The following is a 13,850-nucleotide window of genomic DNA, read 5'->3' on the forward strand; positions in this document are numbered from 1 at the left end:
TCCGGTCCGGCTGACCTCAGGTGACCGATCCCTCGATGCCCTCGACGAGATAATTCGCGGTCTCGAGCTCGGGCGCGTAATTGCCCAGCGCGCTGCCTGGGGCGACGATCACGTTGCCCTTGTTGTCCCTGATCGGGCCGGCAAACATCGGCTGCCCCGCCCTCAGGCCCGCGATCGCTTCCGTGGCGGCACGGCGTGCCTCCTCGCTCGCGCCCGCGCCGAAGGGCGTGCTGGTCACCATGTCCTTGTCGTACCCGCCGATCGCGACGTTCGGCAGCGGTTCGCCTCTGGCGAGCAGCTCCGCGAAGCCCTTGTAGATCGTCTCGTACTTGGTTTCGGCGCCGGTGATGAAGCCCTTGGGTGCGAGGGCAGCCTGCGAGGTGTTGTGGCCGCAGCTCTTCACGCCGCGCCGCTCCAGCGTCTCGACGATGACCTTGGGGCTGTCGACATGGCAGGCGACGACGTCGCAGCCCGCGCTCGCGAGCGCGTTCGCGGCCTCGGCCTCCCGCACCGGCAGGGACCAGTCGCCGGTGAAGATGAGCTTGACGGTCGCGCCAGGGTTTCCCTTGCGCACGCCCAGCATGAAGCTGTTGATGGTCCGCAGGACGAGACTGATGGGCTTCGCCGCCACGTAGCCGATCTTGCCGGTCTTGGAGGACAGCCCGGCGGCGACGCCGTTCACGTAATGCGCCTGGTCCATATAGGCGAAATAGCCGCCGAGATTGGCGGGATGCTTGTCGGCCGACCAGAGCGTCGTGGGATGGCGGAGCTGCACATCCGGGTACTGCCTGGCGATATCGACCATGAACGGATTGAAATAGCCGAATGAGGTGCCGAAGATCAGCTTCGCGCCGTCGAGCTCGATCATCGACTTCATGGTGTTCGCCACGGCGAGCGTCTCGGGCACGTTCTCCTCTTCGACGACGGAAACGCCCGGAACCGTCTTCAGGGCCTCGACCGCCGTGGCGTGCGACTGGTTCCAGCCGAAATCGCCGCGCGTGCCGACATAGATGACGCCGACGACGAGCTTGTCTGCCGCGCCGGCCGCGCCGGGCCATCCGGCCGAGGCGAGCGCCGCAGCGCCCGTCGTGGCCCCCAAGACGAGGCTCCGCCGCGAGATCCCTGCTGCCGTCATGTTCGTCACTCCCCTCTGACCGGAAACCGCCGCCCTCGCTGGCTCTTCGCCTTGCGAGTCATTCTTGCGTTTCGGCATCGCCGGGCCCTCCCCGGAAGCGGCCATGCGCCGCGCGAGCCGTATCCATCAGGCTTCCGCGGGGACGGGCGTCCGCACCGGCGGCGGCGCCTTGTCCCAATCCTCCGCCGTCATCGTGCGGAGGTCGAAATAGTCGCGGGTCCGTACATAGCCGTGCCCACCCATGCGGCCGATCGCGTCGATCGCCGCCTGATCCACGTAATGGTTCTCGGGATCGACGGCGTCCTCGCGGATATGGGCCGCGACCACCTGACCGAGAATGATCTCGCGGGAGCGGCCGAGTTCGAGCGTGACGTAGCGGCGGCATTCCAGGCTTGCCGGCGCCTCGCCGATCCGCGGACATTTGATCTGTGAGCCGGGAACGGCGGTGAGGCCCGCCTGCGCGAGTTCGTCCACCGTCGCGGGAAACGGGACCGCGCAGACGTTCATGCGCTCGACCAGGGCATCCGACACGATGTTGACCGTGAATTCCTCGGTCATCCGGATATTTCGCGCCGTGTCCTTGAACGCCATGTCCGGCTTGTTCTCGACCCCGAGCGCGACGATCGCGGGATCGGCCGAGAGGCAATTGAAGAAGCTGTAGGGCGCGGCGTTCACCCGCCCCTCCTCGTCGACCGTGGTGACGAGCGCGATCGGGCGCGGCACGACGGTGCCGATCAGCAGCTTGTAACGTTGGCGGGCGGTAAGCGCCGCGAAATCGAAGAGGGTGTGCGAGCTGGTCATTGCCCCTCGATTGGACGGGAAGATGCCCGCGATGTCGCGCACAACTTCCGTTGAATGACGAACATTCTCGTATGCATGATTCTGATATTCAAGAATACAATATGTGCATCGCGTTGCCGAAAATGCACATAAAAGCATCGGCACCGATTTCGCGTCGATGCACGAAACACGCCGGGAGTGCGACCGGGAGCATCGTCGGCCGGATGCGGAGAGGCGCCATGCGCCGCCCGAGCTTCGGTGAGATCAGGAGAGAGGCATGAAAGGCGGCGAGAAGCCCGGCGACGCGTCATCTCGCCGGCGTCGAGCCAGGGAAGGGCGCCTCACCCGGCCGTGCTGTAGCGCGCCAGAATATCGGAGATCCTGACGTCCTCGGCCTCCTGAGGCCTGGGCAGCGCCCGCGCCTCAACGGCGTGAAGATGCTCGTTCATGATGCTGATGGACGCCGCAGCATCGCGCGCGCGCAGCGCCGCGATCACGTTCCTGTGCTCGGCGGTCGCGCATTCGGCGACATGCGGTCGCCCATAGACGGCGAGGATCAGGGAGCAGCGCGAGACCACCTCGGAAAGATAGCGCGCAAGCAGCGCATTGCCGGCGAGGCGCGCGAGGACGATATGGAATTCGCCCGCGAGCCGGCTTGCCGAGGCGGTGTCGCCGCGCTGGGCCGCGGCCTCCTCCTCGTTCACATGGGCCTCGAGCGTCTCGCCCATCTCGGGCCGCCAATGGGCGGTCAGGCGCTGGACGATCTGTTGCTCCAGGCAATGCCGGACTTCGAAGATTTCCCGCGCCTCGTCGAGGCTCGGGATGGCGACGGTTGCCGTCCGCTTGCGCTTGATCTCAACCAGCCCCTCCTGGCTGAGCCGCATCAGGGCCGCCCTGACCAGCGTCCGGCTGATCCCGAAATGCGCGCCGATCTCGTCCTCGCGCAGCTTGGTTCCCGGCGCGAGCGCCTGCTCGATGATGGCGCGCCTGAGCGCCTGATAGGCAATGTCGGACCGCGACGAGATTTCCATGGGTCACGGGGATATCGCAAGAGTCGCTCGAGGCGCAAGTATGCGCAGCATCGCCGTCCGCGCGCATGCAACGAATTCATGATTGCCAATCTGATCCTTAATCACGTATACATGAATAGGTCCTCAACGCGAGGCAGGCAGGAGCATCCCGGATGGCAACACGCATTGTCACAATCGCGCTGAACCAGCAGCAGCTCGAACTCGTCGATCGGACCCTGGCCAAAGGCCTCGCGGAGGATCGTGCCGCCCTCATCCGGCATGCGCTGAGGCGCTATGCGGCCCGCCACCTGCCGGAGCAGGGCGCGGCAACTCGCCCGAGCCTGGCCGTCGGTTGAGCAGAGGGCAGCCGATGACGCGAGAGATTCTTCTCGACTTCGTCCTTGAGCCGGGCACGGGCAAGGCGCTCGAGGTCCGCAAGGGCCAGATCCTGCGCCTGGAGCAGATCGACGGCGGCCAATGCCTCGATTTCAACTGCTTCAATCTGCACGACTACAAGGAATATTTCCACGCCGGTCGGACCCGCACGCTGCACGGGCTGCATCCGACGAAGGGCGACTTCCTGTGGTCCGCGCCGCCGCGCGAACGGGCGATGATGTTCATCGCCGCGGACACGGCCGGGGCCAACGACGTGCTCTTCCCGCGCTGCAGCGCCAATCTCTACGAGTCCGTCTACGGGTACTGCACGCACACCAACTGTCAGGATATCCAGGCGGAGGCGCAGCGCGAATACGGCTTGACCCCAGACGACGTCCACGACTCCTTCAACCTCTTCATGGAGACGGGCGTTGACGACGCTGGGCGGCCCTACATCACCCGGCAGACGTCGAAGCCGGGTGACCATGTCGACTTCCTCGCCCTGATGGACGTGCTGGCCGTGCCCAATATTTGCGGGGCCGACGTGATGCGCACCAGCAATTTCTCGCTGAAGCCGGCCAGGATCAGCATTCTTCAGGCGACGGAGGCCGATCTCGACGCGGTCCCCGTCCTGCCCGTCTGGCGCACGCAACGGACCGTCGCGGACTTCAGGCAGCAGAGGATCAAGGCCGACAGGGAATTGCGGCGCGATTCCACCTATGTCGCCGAGTTCGTGAACGCTCCGATCCGGACCACCACCGTCGAAGTGCCGCTCGACGAAGACGAGCAGGCCCTGCTCGACCAGCTCAAGCGCAGCGATCTCTATGACGACGATGGCGCAGCGCTGCGCGACATCCTCTTCAGCTGGTGGGAGGAAGAACAGCTCGCCCGCTGATTTCGAATCTTAATAACCTTCATGATACCAAGTCGAAGAGGGGATGACCGAGATGACATGCGCTGCGAAAGCGCTCCGTGCGCGCCATTATCCGGCCATGCTGCTTGCGGCGCTGCTCTCCGCGTCGGCCCCCGGCGCGGCGGTCGCGCAGGAGGTCCCGGGATTCATGGACGTCGTGGCCGGCGCTCCCAGCCAGCCACAGGCCGGCGATGTCGGCCGGCTGGACGAGGCTCTGGGCGACGGCATGGTGCGCCGGGAGGCGACGGCCGCCGAAAGGAAGGTCATAGAGCTGAACAACGTCATGTTCGGCATCTACGACAACAATCTCAGGAAGTTCATCCGCAACCTGCGGGAGCAGAGCCCGATCATCATCGGTCTCTTCAACGGCGATGGCGGCTCGATGATCCTGTACCCGCCGGGGAAGGCGCCGATCGTCGCGCCGCCGGTGGCGCCGGTCTACCGGCTGGTCAAGTCGGTCTCGCACAGCTCCATGGCGATCTTCCAGCTCGTCGCGACCGCCGTGCGCGATCCGGCCGGGGACACGTCCTGGCGCGCTCCGGCGACGGCCTATCGGGCCAGTCTGAACGAGGCGCTCGGCAGCCTCGATGCCATCGAGCTTACGCCGGAGCAGCGCACGGTGCTGCGCGATCTCATCACGCGCAACATCGCCTTCCTCGACGCCTGCCTCTCCAAGGGCAGCTTCACCTATCCGGAGCTGGAAGCCTTCGCGCAGGGGCTGCGCCCGCTGATCGGCAAGACCACCGAGATCGCCGGCCTTGCCCAGGTCCAGCACTGGACCACGGTTCTGAAGGACTGGCGGCGCATGCTGGGGGCCGATTGGGAGCGGACCTATGCCGCCACCAACACCCTCTACGTCACCCGGCGCAACAACATCCTGTTCACGCTGCTCGCCCAGCAGATGGGACGGGAGGCGATCAACACCCGCCTGCTGCTGCTGGAGACCTCCGCCTTCACGACGAAGCCGCAGCAGATGCTGGAGTTGCTCGCCCGCATCGTGGCGGATCGCGCGCTCGGCAAGGTGTTCTTCAACGACTACTACCTGATGGATTCCGAGCTGCTCACCGACGGCACGCGCAAGGCGATGGCCGATCTGGCGGCCCAAGCCGGCGAACAGGTGATGCTGCCGCCTCTCGCGCCGTTCCTGAGCAATGCCTGGCCGTGGCAGACGAGCACCGAGTACGCGCAGGGCCCGAGCCAGATCGACTGGAAGTGACGGGCGCGTTGGCGCCCTCGACTCAACGACAGGCGCAGATCGGCGGGCGGCGCCGTTAGCGCGGATACGCAGGGCGGGAGGAGAAGAATGGGAGCCGGCATTTCACGCAGAGGGTTCCTGCGGGCTGGAGCGGCGGCGGGCGTCGCGCTCAACGTCTCCTTCCTCGCGCCGCCGGCCGGGGCCCGGCTGATCGAGACGCCGCCGCGGCCCGGCCCGGACTGGCTCACGCCCGCCGGCCGGCCGCGCTATCGCCTCGATGCCATCGCCAAGGTCACCGGAGCCAAGACCTTCGCGCGCGACTATCGCGCCGCGGACCTTCCCGGCTGGCCGCGCGAGCAGTCGCACGCCTTCCTTCTCCACGCGACCAAGGCCGACAGGAGCTTCGAGGGCATCGACCTGACGGTTCTCGGCGAGGCGCTGAAGCCCGACCGGATCGTGCTGCACGAGGATCTCGTCGCGGACGGCATCAAGGTGCCCCATCCCGACTTCTTCGGCGACGTCTTCCTGGTGCCGAAGGGCGAGACGCCGCGCCTGCTCGGCCAGCCGGTCGCGCTGCTGATCTATCGCGATTTCGCCCGCTACGACGCCGCCAAGCGCAAGGTCCGCTTCGACGACAGCGTCGTGCGCTACGGCGCGGCGACCCCCTACAACCAGCCGCCGCATTACGGCGCCTCGCGCTATGTGCGCATCGACGGCGGCTCGCCCGAGGCCGAGGACCGCTATTCGCCGTTCAAGGACAGCGTCATCTTCGGCAAGTTCTCCGGCGACAAGGCCGTCTGGCCGAGCCCCGGCGAGGGCGATGCCATGGCGCGCGGCATGGCCGCCGCAGCGCAGATCGAGCAGGACATCGCCGCAGCCGGCAGCGACGCGCTCGTCCTGAAGCGGAGCTATTTCTCGCAGTCGATCGACGCCTCCGCCATGGAGGCCGACAACGGCAATGTCTGGTACGACGCCGCGACCGGCGTGCTCCACGTCATGGCCGCCTCGCAGTCGCCCTATGAGGTGGCGGAGGTCTCGGCCGAGCTGGTGTCGACGTCGAAATTCCCGCTGAAGGAGGTCGACCTCAAGGTCGGCTACACCGTCGGCTACGGGACGAAGGACCACTACATCTTCCCGCTCTTCTGCGTGCTCGCCGGCCTCTATGGCGAGGGACGGCCGGTGCGGCTCGCCAACGACCGCTTCGAGCAGTTCCAGACGGGCCTCAAGCGGCATGCCTTCTGGATGGACAACACGCTGGTCGTCGACCGCGGCACCGGCAAATTCCGCATCATGACCGGGCATTTCAGGACCGATGGCGGCGGGCGGGCGAACTACTCCTTCTCCGTCGCCTTCGTCGGCGCCACGGCAGCACAGTCGATCTACTATCTGCCGCAGAGCGACTTCTCGGCCGCCGCCTTCGCGTCGCGGGCGGTCGAGGCCGGTTCCACGCGCGGCTACGGCACGCTCCAGTCGATGTCGGCGACCGAAATGATGGTCGACGAGGCGGCGGAGCTGCTCGGGATCGATCCGATCGAGCTCCGGCTGAGGAACGTCTTCCGCTCCGGCATGAAGAACACCCAGGGCGCCATTCCGGCGGGCGCGCTGCGTAATGAGGAGATCCTGCTCAAGGCCAGGGCGCATCCGCTCTGGAGCGAGCGCGCGCAGAAGAAGAAGACGTTCGAGGCGGCCAATCCGGGCAAGAAATACGGTGTCGGCTATGGCCATGTGCAGAAGGACTACGGCACCGGCGCGGAAGCCGCGCTCGCCTCGCTCGAATTCGACCCGCGCGGCCGGATCAGCTTCCGCCACGTCGCCCACGAGATGGGGCCCGGCGTCACGACCTCGCAGGCGATCATGGTCGGCGAGATTCTGGGACGCGTGCCGGACGAGACCGAGTACGGCGTCGTGCGCTGGCCGCAGATGCCGCTCGAGACGACGGACGAGCCCTATACGCTGAGCCAGGACGAGGAAGACCGGCGCAAGCAGAACCCGCGCTGGACACCCCGCATCACCTCGCCGATGAGCGCGACCAACAGCGTTTACTATCTCGGCCATGCGACGCGCGAGGCGGCCCGAATCCTGGTCGACCTCGCGCTCTGGCCGGCGGCCAGGTCGCTCTGGTCACGCGGGACCGGCGGCGGCGCGCTCGCGCCCTACGACGTGCGCCGCGAGGATCTGCGGCTCGGGGGCGGCATGATCAACGCAGGCGGTATGCCCCCGCTCGCCTTCGAGGCGGTGGCGGCGGAAGCGCATCGCCTCGGCCTGCCGACCGGCGTGACGGTTCATACCTTCAACCGCTGGCAATGGACGGAAGCCGAGTTCGACGTGCCCGAGCGCGGCCGCCTGCGGCTGTCGATCGATGCGCTCGCCCTGCGCTACGGCGAAGGGGCGCCGGAGGAGCACAAGCGGTCGATGACGACGGGTGGCTGGCATTTCATCGAGCGGGCCGCAGTGTCCTATCCGCCTGCCCAACGCAACAATGCCGGCGTCACCTATTACGCGCCGATGGCGACCCTCGCCGAAGTCTCGGTCGATATCGGCAGCGGCACCGTTACCCTGCTTTCCCACCACTCCATCCTCGAATGCGGCCGGCAGGTCGTGCCCGAGCTGGTCTCCGGCCAGATCCAGGGCGGCATCGCCATGGGCATCGGGCACGCCCTCAAGGAGTATCTGCCGCTCTACGAGGACGGTCCCGGCGACGGTACCTGGAACTGGAACCGCTACGAGCTGCCACGCGCGAAGGACGTCGCCCTCTGGTCGCAGACGGCGGAGGTGCTGCCCCCGCTTTCCGACAGCGACCCGCCGAAGGGCATCGCCGAGGTGGTGATGATCGCCGTGGTGCCGGCCATCGCCAATGCCGTCACGCATGCGATCGGCAAGCGCTTCCACGACCTGCCGATCACGCCCGAGAAGATCCGGGAGGCCCTGTCATGACGACCGAGACGAAACCGCTCGCCCTCACCGTCAACGGCAGGCCGGTCGGCCCCGTCGACGTGCCGGAAGGGCTGATGATGCAGGACTTCCTGCACGAGTACCTGAACCTCACCGGCTCCCGCATGGGCTGCGGCCAAGGTATCTGCCACGCCTGCACCGTCATCGTCGAAGGCGAGGGCGGCGCGCTCAGGGAGATGCGCACCTGTATCACCGGCGCGCACTGGTTCGCCGGCAGGACGGTCGTGACCGTCGAGGGGCACGCCAGGCATGACGCGAAGGGCGAGATCGTCCTGTCGCCGGTCCAGCAGGCCTTCATCGAGCACTTCGCCTTCCAGTGCGGCTATTGCACGCCGGGCTTCGTCACGGGCGCGACCGTCCTGATCGACCGGCTGAAGCGCAAGCCGGTCGCCCGTGCGGAACTGGAACAGGTCGTGACCGAAGCGCTCGACAAGCACATCTGCCGGTGTACCGGCTATGTGCGCTACCATACGGCCGTACGCGACCTCATCCTCGCCACGCCCGGCCTGGTCAGCGGGTGACGGGGCCGGCGATGAAGAAACGGACTCTCCTGCTCGCCGCCGCAGCCGTGATCCTCGCCGGGGCTGCCGTCGCCGGCAGCGTGTTCTTCGGCGCGCTCGAGACCAGCGTGGTCTCCAAGGCCGTCGAGCGCCCTCTCGGCGCCGACGAGATGAAGCGGCTCGCCGAGCGCGGCGCCTATGTCGCGGTCGCCGCCGACTGCTATGCCTGCCATACCGCCAAGGACGGCGCCGCCTGGGCGGGCGGGCTGCCCTTCGAGACGCCTTTCGGCACGCTCTACGCCACCAACATCTCGCCGGACAAGGAATTCGGCATCGGCGCCTGGACCCGGGCGGAGTTCCATCGCTCGGTCAGGGACGGCGTCGGCAAGGGCGGGCGGCACCTCTACCCGGCCATGCCCTATGCCTCCTATCGCGAGATGAGCGAGGAGGACGTCGACGCCGTCTACGCCTATCTGATGACCCGCGAGCCGATGCGGGTGCCGAGCCGGGAGAATGAGCTCTCCTTCCCGTTCAACATCCGCCAGTCCCTCACCTTCTGGAACCTCTTCAACCTGCGGCGAGAGGGCTTCGCCGCGAACGCCGCGCGATCCGAAGCCTGGAACCGCGGCCGCTACGTCGTCGATGCGCTGGGTCATTGCGGTGAATGCCACACGCCGCGCAACCTGCTCCAGGGGATGGAATCCGGCGCCTATCTGAAGGGCGCCGTGATCGAAGGGGTCGAGGCGCCTGACATCACGAAGGAAGGCCTCGCGCGGATGGGGTTCGACCCGTTGACGCTCGCCCGTTTCATGAAGTCGGGCCTGTCGGCACAGGGCTCGATGACGCACCAGATGTTCGAGGTCGTCCATTTCTCCACGCAGTACATGAGTGAGGGCGATCTCCAGGCGATGGCCGCCTATCTCTTCGACCTCGACGCTTTGCCCGCAACGCCGGTTCCGCCGCCGGCTCCCGCGCCCGTGGAGGTTCCGGCACCCGTCGCTGCGGCGGGGCGCGGCACCTATCTCAACCTTTGCGCTGGCTGCCACGGCGCCGACGGCCAGGGCATCCCGCATGTCGCAATCCCGCTGTCGACCAACGCCTCGCTGCGGCTCGCGAGCCCGCGGAACTTCGTCCGCGCCGTGCTCCACGGCATTCCCGCCCAGCGCTTTCCTGGGCTGGAGCGCATGGAGGCGATGCCGGCCTTCACCGAGCTGCTCGATGACAAGGCGCTCGCCGACCTGACGAACTGGATGCGGGCTCGCTGGGGCGGGCGGCAGCCGATCGTGACGGATGAGGAGATTGCGAAGTTGCGGTGAGGTCAGCTCGCCTCGCGGCCCGGTAATCTCCTTCCCAGCCGTCGGCGCATCGTCATCGAGGTCGACGGCAAGCATCACTTCTCGGAAAACGACCTTCCGTCATTGAGGACTTTTCCGGGATTGAAGACGTTGAAGGGATCTAGCGCGCGCTTCAACGTCCTCATCAATGTGAGCTGGCTCGGTTGCTTGTAGTGAGCAAGTTCGGAAACCCGGTAGCTGCCAATTCCGTGTTCGGCGGAAATGCTGCCCTGATGTCCGGCCACGACGTCATGGACGGTACGGTTGATGGCCGCCTTGGCTTCGACTGCAGCGCCAAGCACGTTGAAATGGACGTTCCCGTCCCCGACATGGCCGAACACGACGAGCTGTAGCCCGTCGAAGGCATTGTGCAGGGCGCTCGTGGCATCGCGAATGAAATCGGGGATGCGGTTGATCGGCACGGATACGTCATGCTTCACGCTGCGTCCGGATTTCAGCTCGGCCTCGGTTACATGCTCTCGCAGGGCCCACAGGGCCGCGGCCTGCGCCTCCGTCTCGGCGATCACGCCGTCGCTGGCGTCCCCAGCCTCCAGCGCCATCGTCAAAGCCGCTTCCATCGCGTCGCGCAAACCTGACAGGCTCGCCGCTGCCTCGATCAGCACCGCCCAGGATTGCATCTCCATCGGCGGCTTCAACCCGAAATGCTGTTTCACCAGAGCCAGCGCGGACGGCGAGATCAGTTCGAAAGCAGCGATCGCGTCGCCGAGCTCGGCGGTGGCATGTCTGAGCAAGGCCAGCGCAGATTCTGGATCGGGCACGGCGAGAAGCGCGGTGATCTTATGTTTCGGCCGAGGTGCCAGGCGCAGGCTCGCCGCGGTGACGATCCCGAGTGTGCCCTCGGCTCCGATCAGGAGCTGCTTCCAGTCGTATCCGGCATTATCTTTGTGCAAATGGCGCAGGCCCTCGACGATCGAGCCATCGGCAAGGACCGCTTCCAGCCCAAGCACGCGCTGGCGCGTCATCCCATAGCGCAGCACATTGATGCCGCCGGCATTCGTCGAGATGATGCCGCCGATCTGGCTGGAGCCCTGCGCCGCGAAGCTGATGGGGAAGAGCAGCTCATGCTCCCGCGCCGCCGCCTGCACGGTTTCGAGCACGACCCCGGCCTCGGCCGTCATGGTCATGCCGACGGGGTCGATGGCGCGGATCGCCTTCATCCGCGACAGGCTGAGCACGATCTGGGCGCGTCCGGCAATCGGAACCGCGCCGCCAGCGAGGCTGGTATTGCCGCCTTGCGGCACGATCGCGATGTTCCGTTCGGCGCAGACCCGCACCACGGCAGAGACCTGATCGACGGTCTTTGGCCGGGCCACGGCGAGGGCAGGCGCACCGAACTCGCCACGCCAGTCCACGCAGTAAGGCGACATGGCTTCACCGGTCAGGACGAGACCGGCGTCACCCAGGACAGAGTGCAGCACCGCCAGGAGCGCGTCGTATGGGCCGGTGGAATCTGTCATGAGCCTTGCTGCCCGAAGCCATAGAGGCGGTGCGCGTTTTCGGTGAGGACGCGGGCACGGCCGGCCGGATCGGGCACCCAGTCGGCGAGGAGGTCGAGCAGGTCGCCGACATTCATCATATGCTGCCAGTGCGCAACGTGCGGCCAGTCGGAACCCCAGACGCAGCGTTCGGGTGCAGCCTCGTGAAGCATGCGGGCGAAAGGGATCGTGTCGGCGTAGGGCGGCCCCTCAACCGTGTTGCGGTAGGCACCCGAAAGCTTGACCCAGGCCCCATCGCGCACGAGCGAGAGAAGCGTCCGGAAGCCGTGATCGGCGATACCGCGCGAGACCGGAAAATGTCCCCAGTGATCGACGACGAAGGGGACGGGCAGCCGGGCGAGCTTCGGCCCCAGCGGTGGCAGGTCCCTGGCATCGATCAGGAACTGCAGATGCCAGCCCAACTCCCTGGCCAGCGCGGCATAGTCGTCCAGCTGGTCGAAGCCGATGCCGCCGCCATAGAGGATGTTGAGGCGCAGGCCGACAACGCCAGCCTCCTTGAGCGCCGCCAACTCACGGTCGGGCAGGCCGAGCGGAATGACGGCGATGCCACGGAGTCGCTCGCGGTTGGCCCTCAGGGTCTCGACCATCAGGCTGTTGTCCATGCCATGCACGCTGACCTGGACGAGGACGCCATAGGTCATGCCGGTCGCGTCCAGCATAGCGAGGTAGCTTTCCGGTGTGGCTGGTCCCGGCGTGTAGCTGCGGTCGGCCACGAAAGGGTGAGCCGGAGGCTGCCCGATGACATGGGCGTGGGTATCGACTGCGCCTTGCGGCACCACAAAGCGCGTCGGCCGGTGCGGATGGGGATCGGGCCCTGGGCAAGCTGGCGCCGGCTCGATTGCAGAATTCATCTCAACCATCGGCGTGCAGCACCTTGCCGCGCGTTTCCGGCAGCCCATAGGCGGCCAAGAAAAACAGCACATAGGCGAACAGAGCAAAGAGGCAGATCGCGTTGGCGAGAGTCGTGATCTGCGACAGATAGCCGACGAGGAAGGGGAAGAGCGCGCCGACACCGCGCCCGAAGTTATAGCAGAAGCCCTGGCCGGAGCCGCGCAGCCTGGTCGGATAGAGTTCCGTCAAGAAGGCGCCCATGCCGGAGAAATAGCCGGAGGCGAAGAAGCCGAGCGGGAAGCCGAGAACCCAGAGCAGCTCGTTCGAGAGTGGGAGCTGCGTATAGGCGAGGACGACCACCATAGCCCCCAGCGAAAAAGTCAGGAACAGGCTGCGGCGGCCGTATTTGTCCGCGAACCACGCGCCGACGAGGTAGCCTATGAAGGAGCCGATGATGAGCGCCGAGAGATAGCCGGTCGAGCTCACGATGGAGAGTTTCCGTTCGGTCGTCAGGAAACGCGGCACCCAGAAGGTGATGGCGTAGTAGCCGCCCTGGCAACCGGTGGTGACGAGCGAGGCGAGGATGGTCGTCTTCAGGATCGGGCCCTGGAAAATCTCGAGGATCGACGGGCGATCGCCGGAGATGGCCAGCTTGGCGCGAGCCTCGACCGAGACCTCCGGCTCCTTCACATAGGCGCGCAGATAGAGGACCAGCAGCGCCGGCAGCGCTCCCATCGCGAACATCCAGCGCCAGGCCTGCTCGGCCGGCAGCAGGGAGAACAGCGCGGCCTGCGCCAGCACGGCGAGCCCCCAGCCGACGGCCCAACCCGACTGGACCGAGCCGACGGCCCGGCCCCGGTATTGCGCGCGAATCGTCTCGCCCATCAGCACCGCACCCGCGGCCCATTCGCCACCAAAGCCGAGGCCCAGCAAGGCGCGGTAGATGAGGAGCTGCTCGAAATTCTGCGCGAACGCACAGAGCAGCGAAAAGAACGAGAACCAGATGATCGTCAGCTGCAGGGTACGGACCCGGCCGATGCGGTCGGCGAGATAGCCGGCTCCCCAGCCGCCGAGCGCTGAGGCAAGCAAGGTTACCGTCCCGGCAAGACCCGCGGTGCCGGCATCGACCTGCCAGAGCATAATGATCGTGCCGATCACCAGCGGATAGATCATGAAGTCCATGCCGTCGAGCGCCCAGCCCGTCGCGCAGGCCCAGAAGGTGCGCTTCTCGGGAACGGTCATGTCCCTGTAGAAGCCGGTCAGGCTGGTATCCTCGACCGGCGCGATCGTGCTTGAAGATGTCGGCAT

12 protein-coding genes are annotated in these 13,850 nt (G+C 66.6%); 6 read left to right on the plus strand and 6 right to left on the minus strand.

Going from position 1 to position 13,850, the window contains the following annotated elements; all coding sequences use genetic code 11:
* Positions 1–16: 16 nt before the first annotated feature.
* From GGC47_RS18105 to GGC47_RS18115, 3 genes are all read right to left on the minus strand, one after another.
* Positions 17–1,135 (minus strand): BMP family ABC transporter substrate-binding protein, encoded by a 1,119-nt coding sequence (locus tag GGC47_RS18105; protein WP_142023189.1) that lies wholly within the window; start codon positions 1,133–1,135, stop codon positions 17–19.
* A 126-nt stretch (positions 1,136–1,261) separates the two neighbouring features.
* On the minus strand, positions 1,262–1,936 hold the full coding sequence (locus GGC47_RS18110; RefSeq protein ID WP_142023190.1) for a flavin reductase family protein: 675 nt from the start codon (positions 1,934–1,936) through the stop codon (positions 1,262–1,264).
* 320 nt (positions 1,937–2,256) lie between these two features.
* On the minus strand, positions 2,257–2,946 hold the full coding sequence (locus GGC47_RS18115) for a GntR family transcriptional regulator (protein WP_038363394.1): 690 nt from the start codon (positions 2,944–2,946) through the stop codon (positions 2,257–2,259).
* Between the two features lie 152 nt (positions 2,947–3,098).
* Here GGC47_RS18115 and GGC47_RS18120 point away from each other — a divergent pair, with 152 nt between their 5' ends.
* From GGC47_RS18120 to GGC47_RS18145, 6 genes are all read left to right on the plus strand, one after another.
* Positions 3,099–3,281: a ribbon-helix-helix domain-containing protein gene (locus GGC47_RS18120; protein ID WP_038363396.1), complete on the plus strand. Its 183-nt coding sequence runs from the start codon at positions 3,099–3,101 to the stop codon at positions 3,279–3,281.
* A 14-nt stretch (positions 3,282–3,295) separates the two neighbouring features.
* Positions 3,296–4,195, plus strand: a complete 900-nt coding sequence (locus GGC47_RS18125; protein ID WP_142023191.1) for a DUF1989 domain-containing protein — start codon at positions 3,296–3,298, stop codon at positions 4,193–4,195.
* Between the two features lie 43 nt (positions 4,196–4,238).
* On the plus strand, positions 4,239–5,429 hold the full coding sequence (locus GGC47_RS18130; RefSeq protein WP_142023192.1) for a hypothetical protein: 1,191 nt from the start codon (positions 4,239–4,241) through the stop codon (positions 5,427–5,429).
* 87 nt (positions 5,430–5,516) lie between these two features.
* Positions 5,517–8,342: a xanthine dehydrogenase family protein molybdopterin-binding subunit gene (locus GGC47_RS18135; protein ID WP_113252944.1), complete on the plus strand. Its 2,826-nt coding sequence runs from the start codon at positions 5,517–5,519 to the stop codon at positions 8,340–8,342.
* Positions 8,339–8,881 (plus strand): (2Fe-2S)-binding protein, encoded by a 543-nt coding sequence (locus GGC47_RS18140; protein ID WP_038363401.1) that lies wholly within the window; start codon positions 8,339–8,341, stop codon positions 8,879–8,881. Before GGC47_RS18135 ends, GGC47_RS18140 begins: the two co-directional genes overlap by 4 nt.
* Before the next feature lie 11 nt (positions 8,882–8,892).
* The gene (locus GGC47_RS18145; protein ID WP_142023193.1) at positions 8,893–10,176 is read left to right on the plus strand and encodes a cytochrome c; all 1,284 of its coding nucleotides are present in this window, start codon (positions 8,893–8,895) and stop codon (positions 10,174–10,176) included.
* A gap of 74 nt (positions 10,177–10,250) precedes the next feature.
* Here GGC47_RS18145 and GGC47_RS18150 read toward each other — a convergent pair whose 3' ends face one another.
* Genes GGC47_RS18150 through GGC47_RS18160 form a run of 3 tightly spaced genes read right to left on the minus strand, consistent with a single transcriptional unit; the run spans position 10,251 to position 13,850 of the window.
* A complete protein-coding gene (locus GGC47_RS18150) occupies positions 10,251–11,672 on the minus strand; it encodes an FAD-binding oxidoreductase (RefSeq protein WP_142023194.1) in 1,422 nt (473 codons plus the stop codon).
* Positions 11,669–12,571, minus strand: a complete 903-nt coding sequence (locus GGC47_RS18155) for an amidohydrolase family protein (RefSeq protein ID WP_142023195.1) — start codon at positions 12,569–12,571, stop codon at positions 11,669–11,671. Before GGC47_RS18155 ends, GGC47_RS18150 begins: the two co-directional genes overlap by 4 nt.
* Complete coding sequence (locus GGC47_RS18160; protein WP_112763707.1) at positions 12,564–13,850, minus strand: MFS transporter; 1,287 nt, start codon at positions 13,848–13,850, stop codon at positions 12,564–12,566. The genes GGC47_RS18155 and GGC47_RS18160 overlap by 8 nt, the downstream gene beginning before the upstream one ends.

Source organism: Allobosea sp. OAE752 (assembly GCF_050433265.1).
In the GTDB taxonomy this organism is placed as follows: Bacteria; Pseudomonadota; Alphaproteobacteria; order Rhizobiales; family Beijerinckiaceae; genus Allobosea; species Allobosea spartocytisi.

What these genes read in the sequence shown, in the direction of transcription:
- GGC47_RS18105 (WP_142023189.1), bottom strand. Translation starts at nt 1,135, where the DNA reads ATGACGGCAGCAGGGATCTCGCGGCGGAGCCTCGTCTTGGGGGCCACG.
- GGC47_RS18110 (WP_142023190.1), bottom strand. Translation starts at nt 1,936, where the DNA reads ATGACCAGCTCGCACACCCTCTTCGATTTCGCGGCGCTTACCGCCCGC.
- GGC47_RS18115 (WP_038363394.1), bottom strand. Translation starts at nt 2,946, where the DNA reads ATGGAAATCTCGTCGCGGTCCGACATTGCCTATCAGGCGCTCAGGCGC.
- GGC47_RS18120 (WP_038363396.1), top strand. Translation starts at nt 3,099, where the DNA reads ATGGCAACACGCATTGTCACAATCGCGCTGAACCAGCAGCAGCTCGAA.
- GGC47_RS18125 (WP_142023191.1), top strand. Translation starts at nt 3,296, where the DNA reads ATGACGCGAGAGATTCTTCTCGACTTCGTCCTTGAGCCGGGCACGGGC.
- GGC47_RS18130 (WP_142023192.1), top strand. Translation starts at nt 4,239, where the DNA reads ATGACCGAGATGACATGCGCTGCGAAAGCGCTCCGTGCGCGCCATTAT.
- GGC47_RS18135 (WP_113252944.1), top strand. Translation starts at nt 5,517, where the DNA reads ATGGGAGCCGGCATTTCACGCAGAGGGTTCCTGCGGGCTGGAGCGGCG.
- GGC47_RS18140 (WP_038363401.1), top strand. Translation starts at nt 8,339, where the DNA reads ATGACGACCGAGACGAAACCGCTCGCCCTCACCGTCAACGGCAGGCCG.
- GGC47_RS18145 (WP_142023193.1), top strand. Translation starts at nt 8,893, where the DNA reads ATGAAGAAACGGACTCTCCTGCTCGCCGCCGCAGCCGTGATCCTCGCC.
- GGC47_RS18150 (WP_142023194.1), bottom strand. Translation starts at nt 11,672, where the DNA reads ATGACAGATTCCACCGGCCCATACGACGCGCTCCTGGCGGTGCTGCAC.
- GGC47_RS18155 (WP_142023195.1), bottom strand. Translation starts at nt 12,571, where the DNA reads ATGGTTGAGATGAATTCTGCAATCGAGCCGGCGCCAGCTTGCCCAGGG.
- GGC47_RS18160 (WP_112763707.1), bottom strand. Translation starts at nt 13,850, where the DNA reads ATGCCGACATCTTCAAGCACGATCGCGCCGGTCGAGGATACCAGCCTG.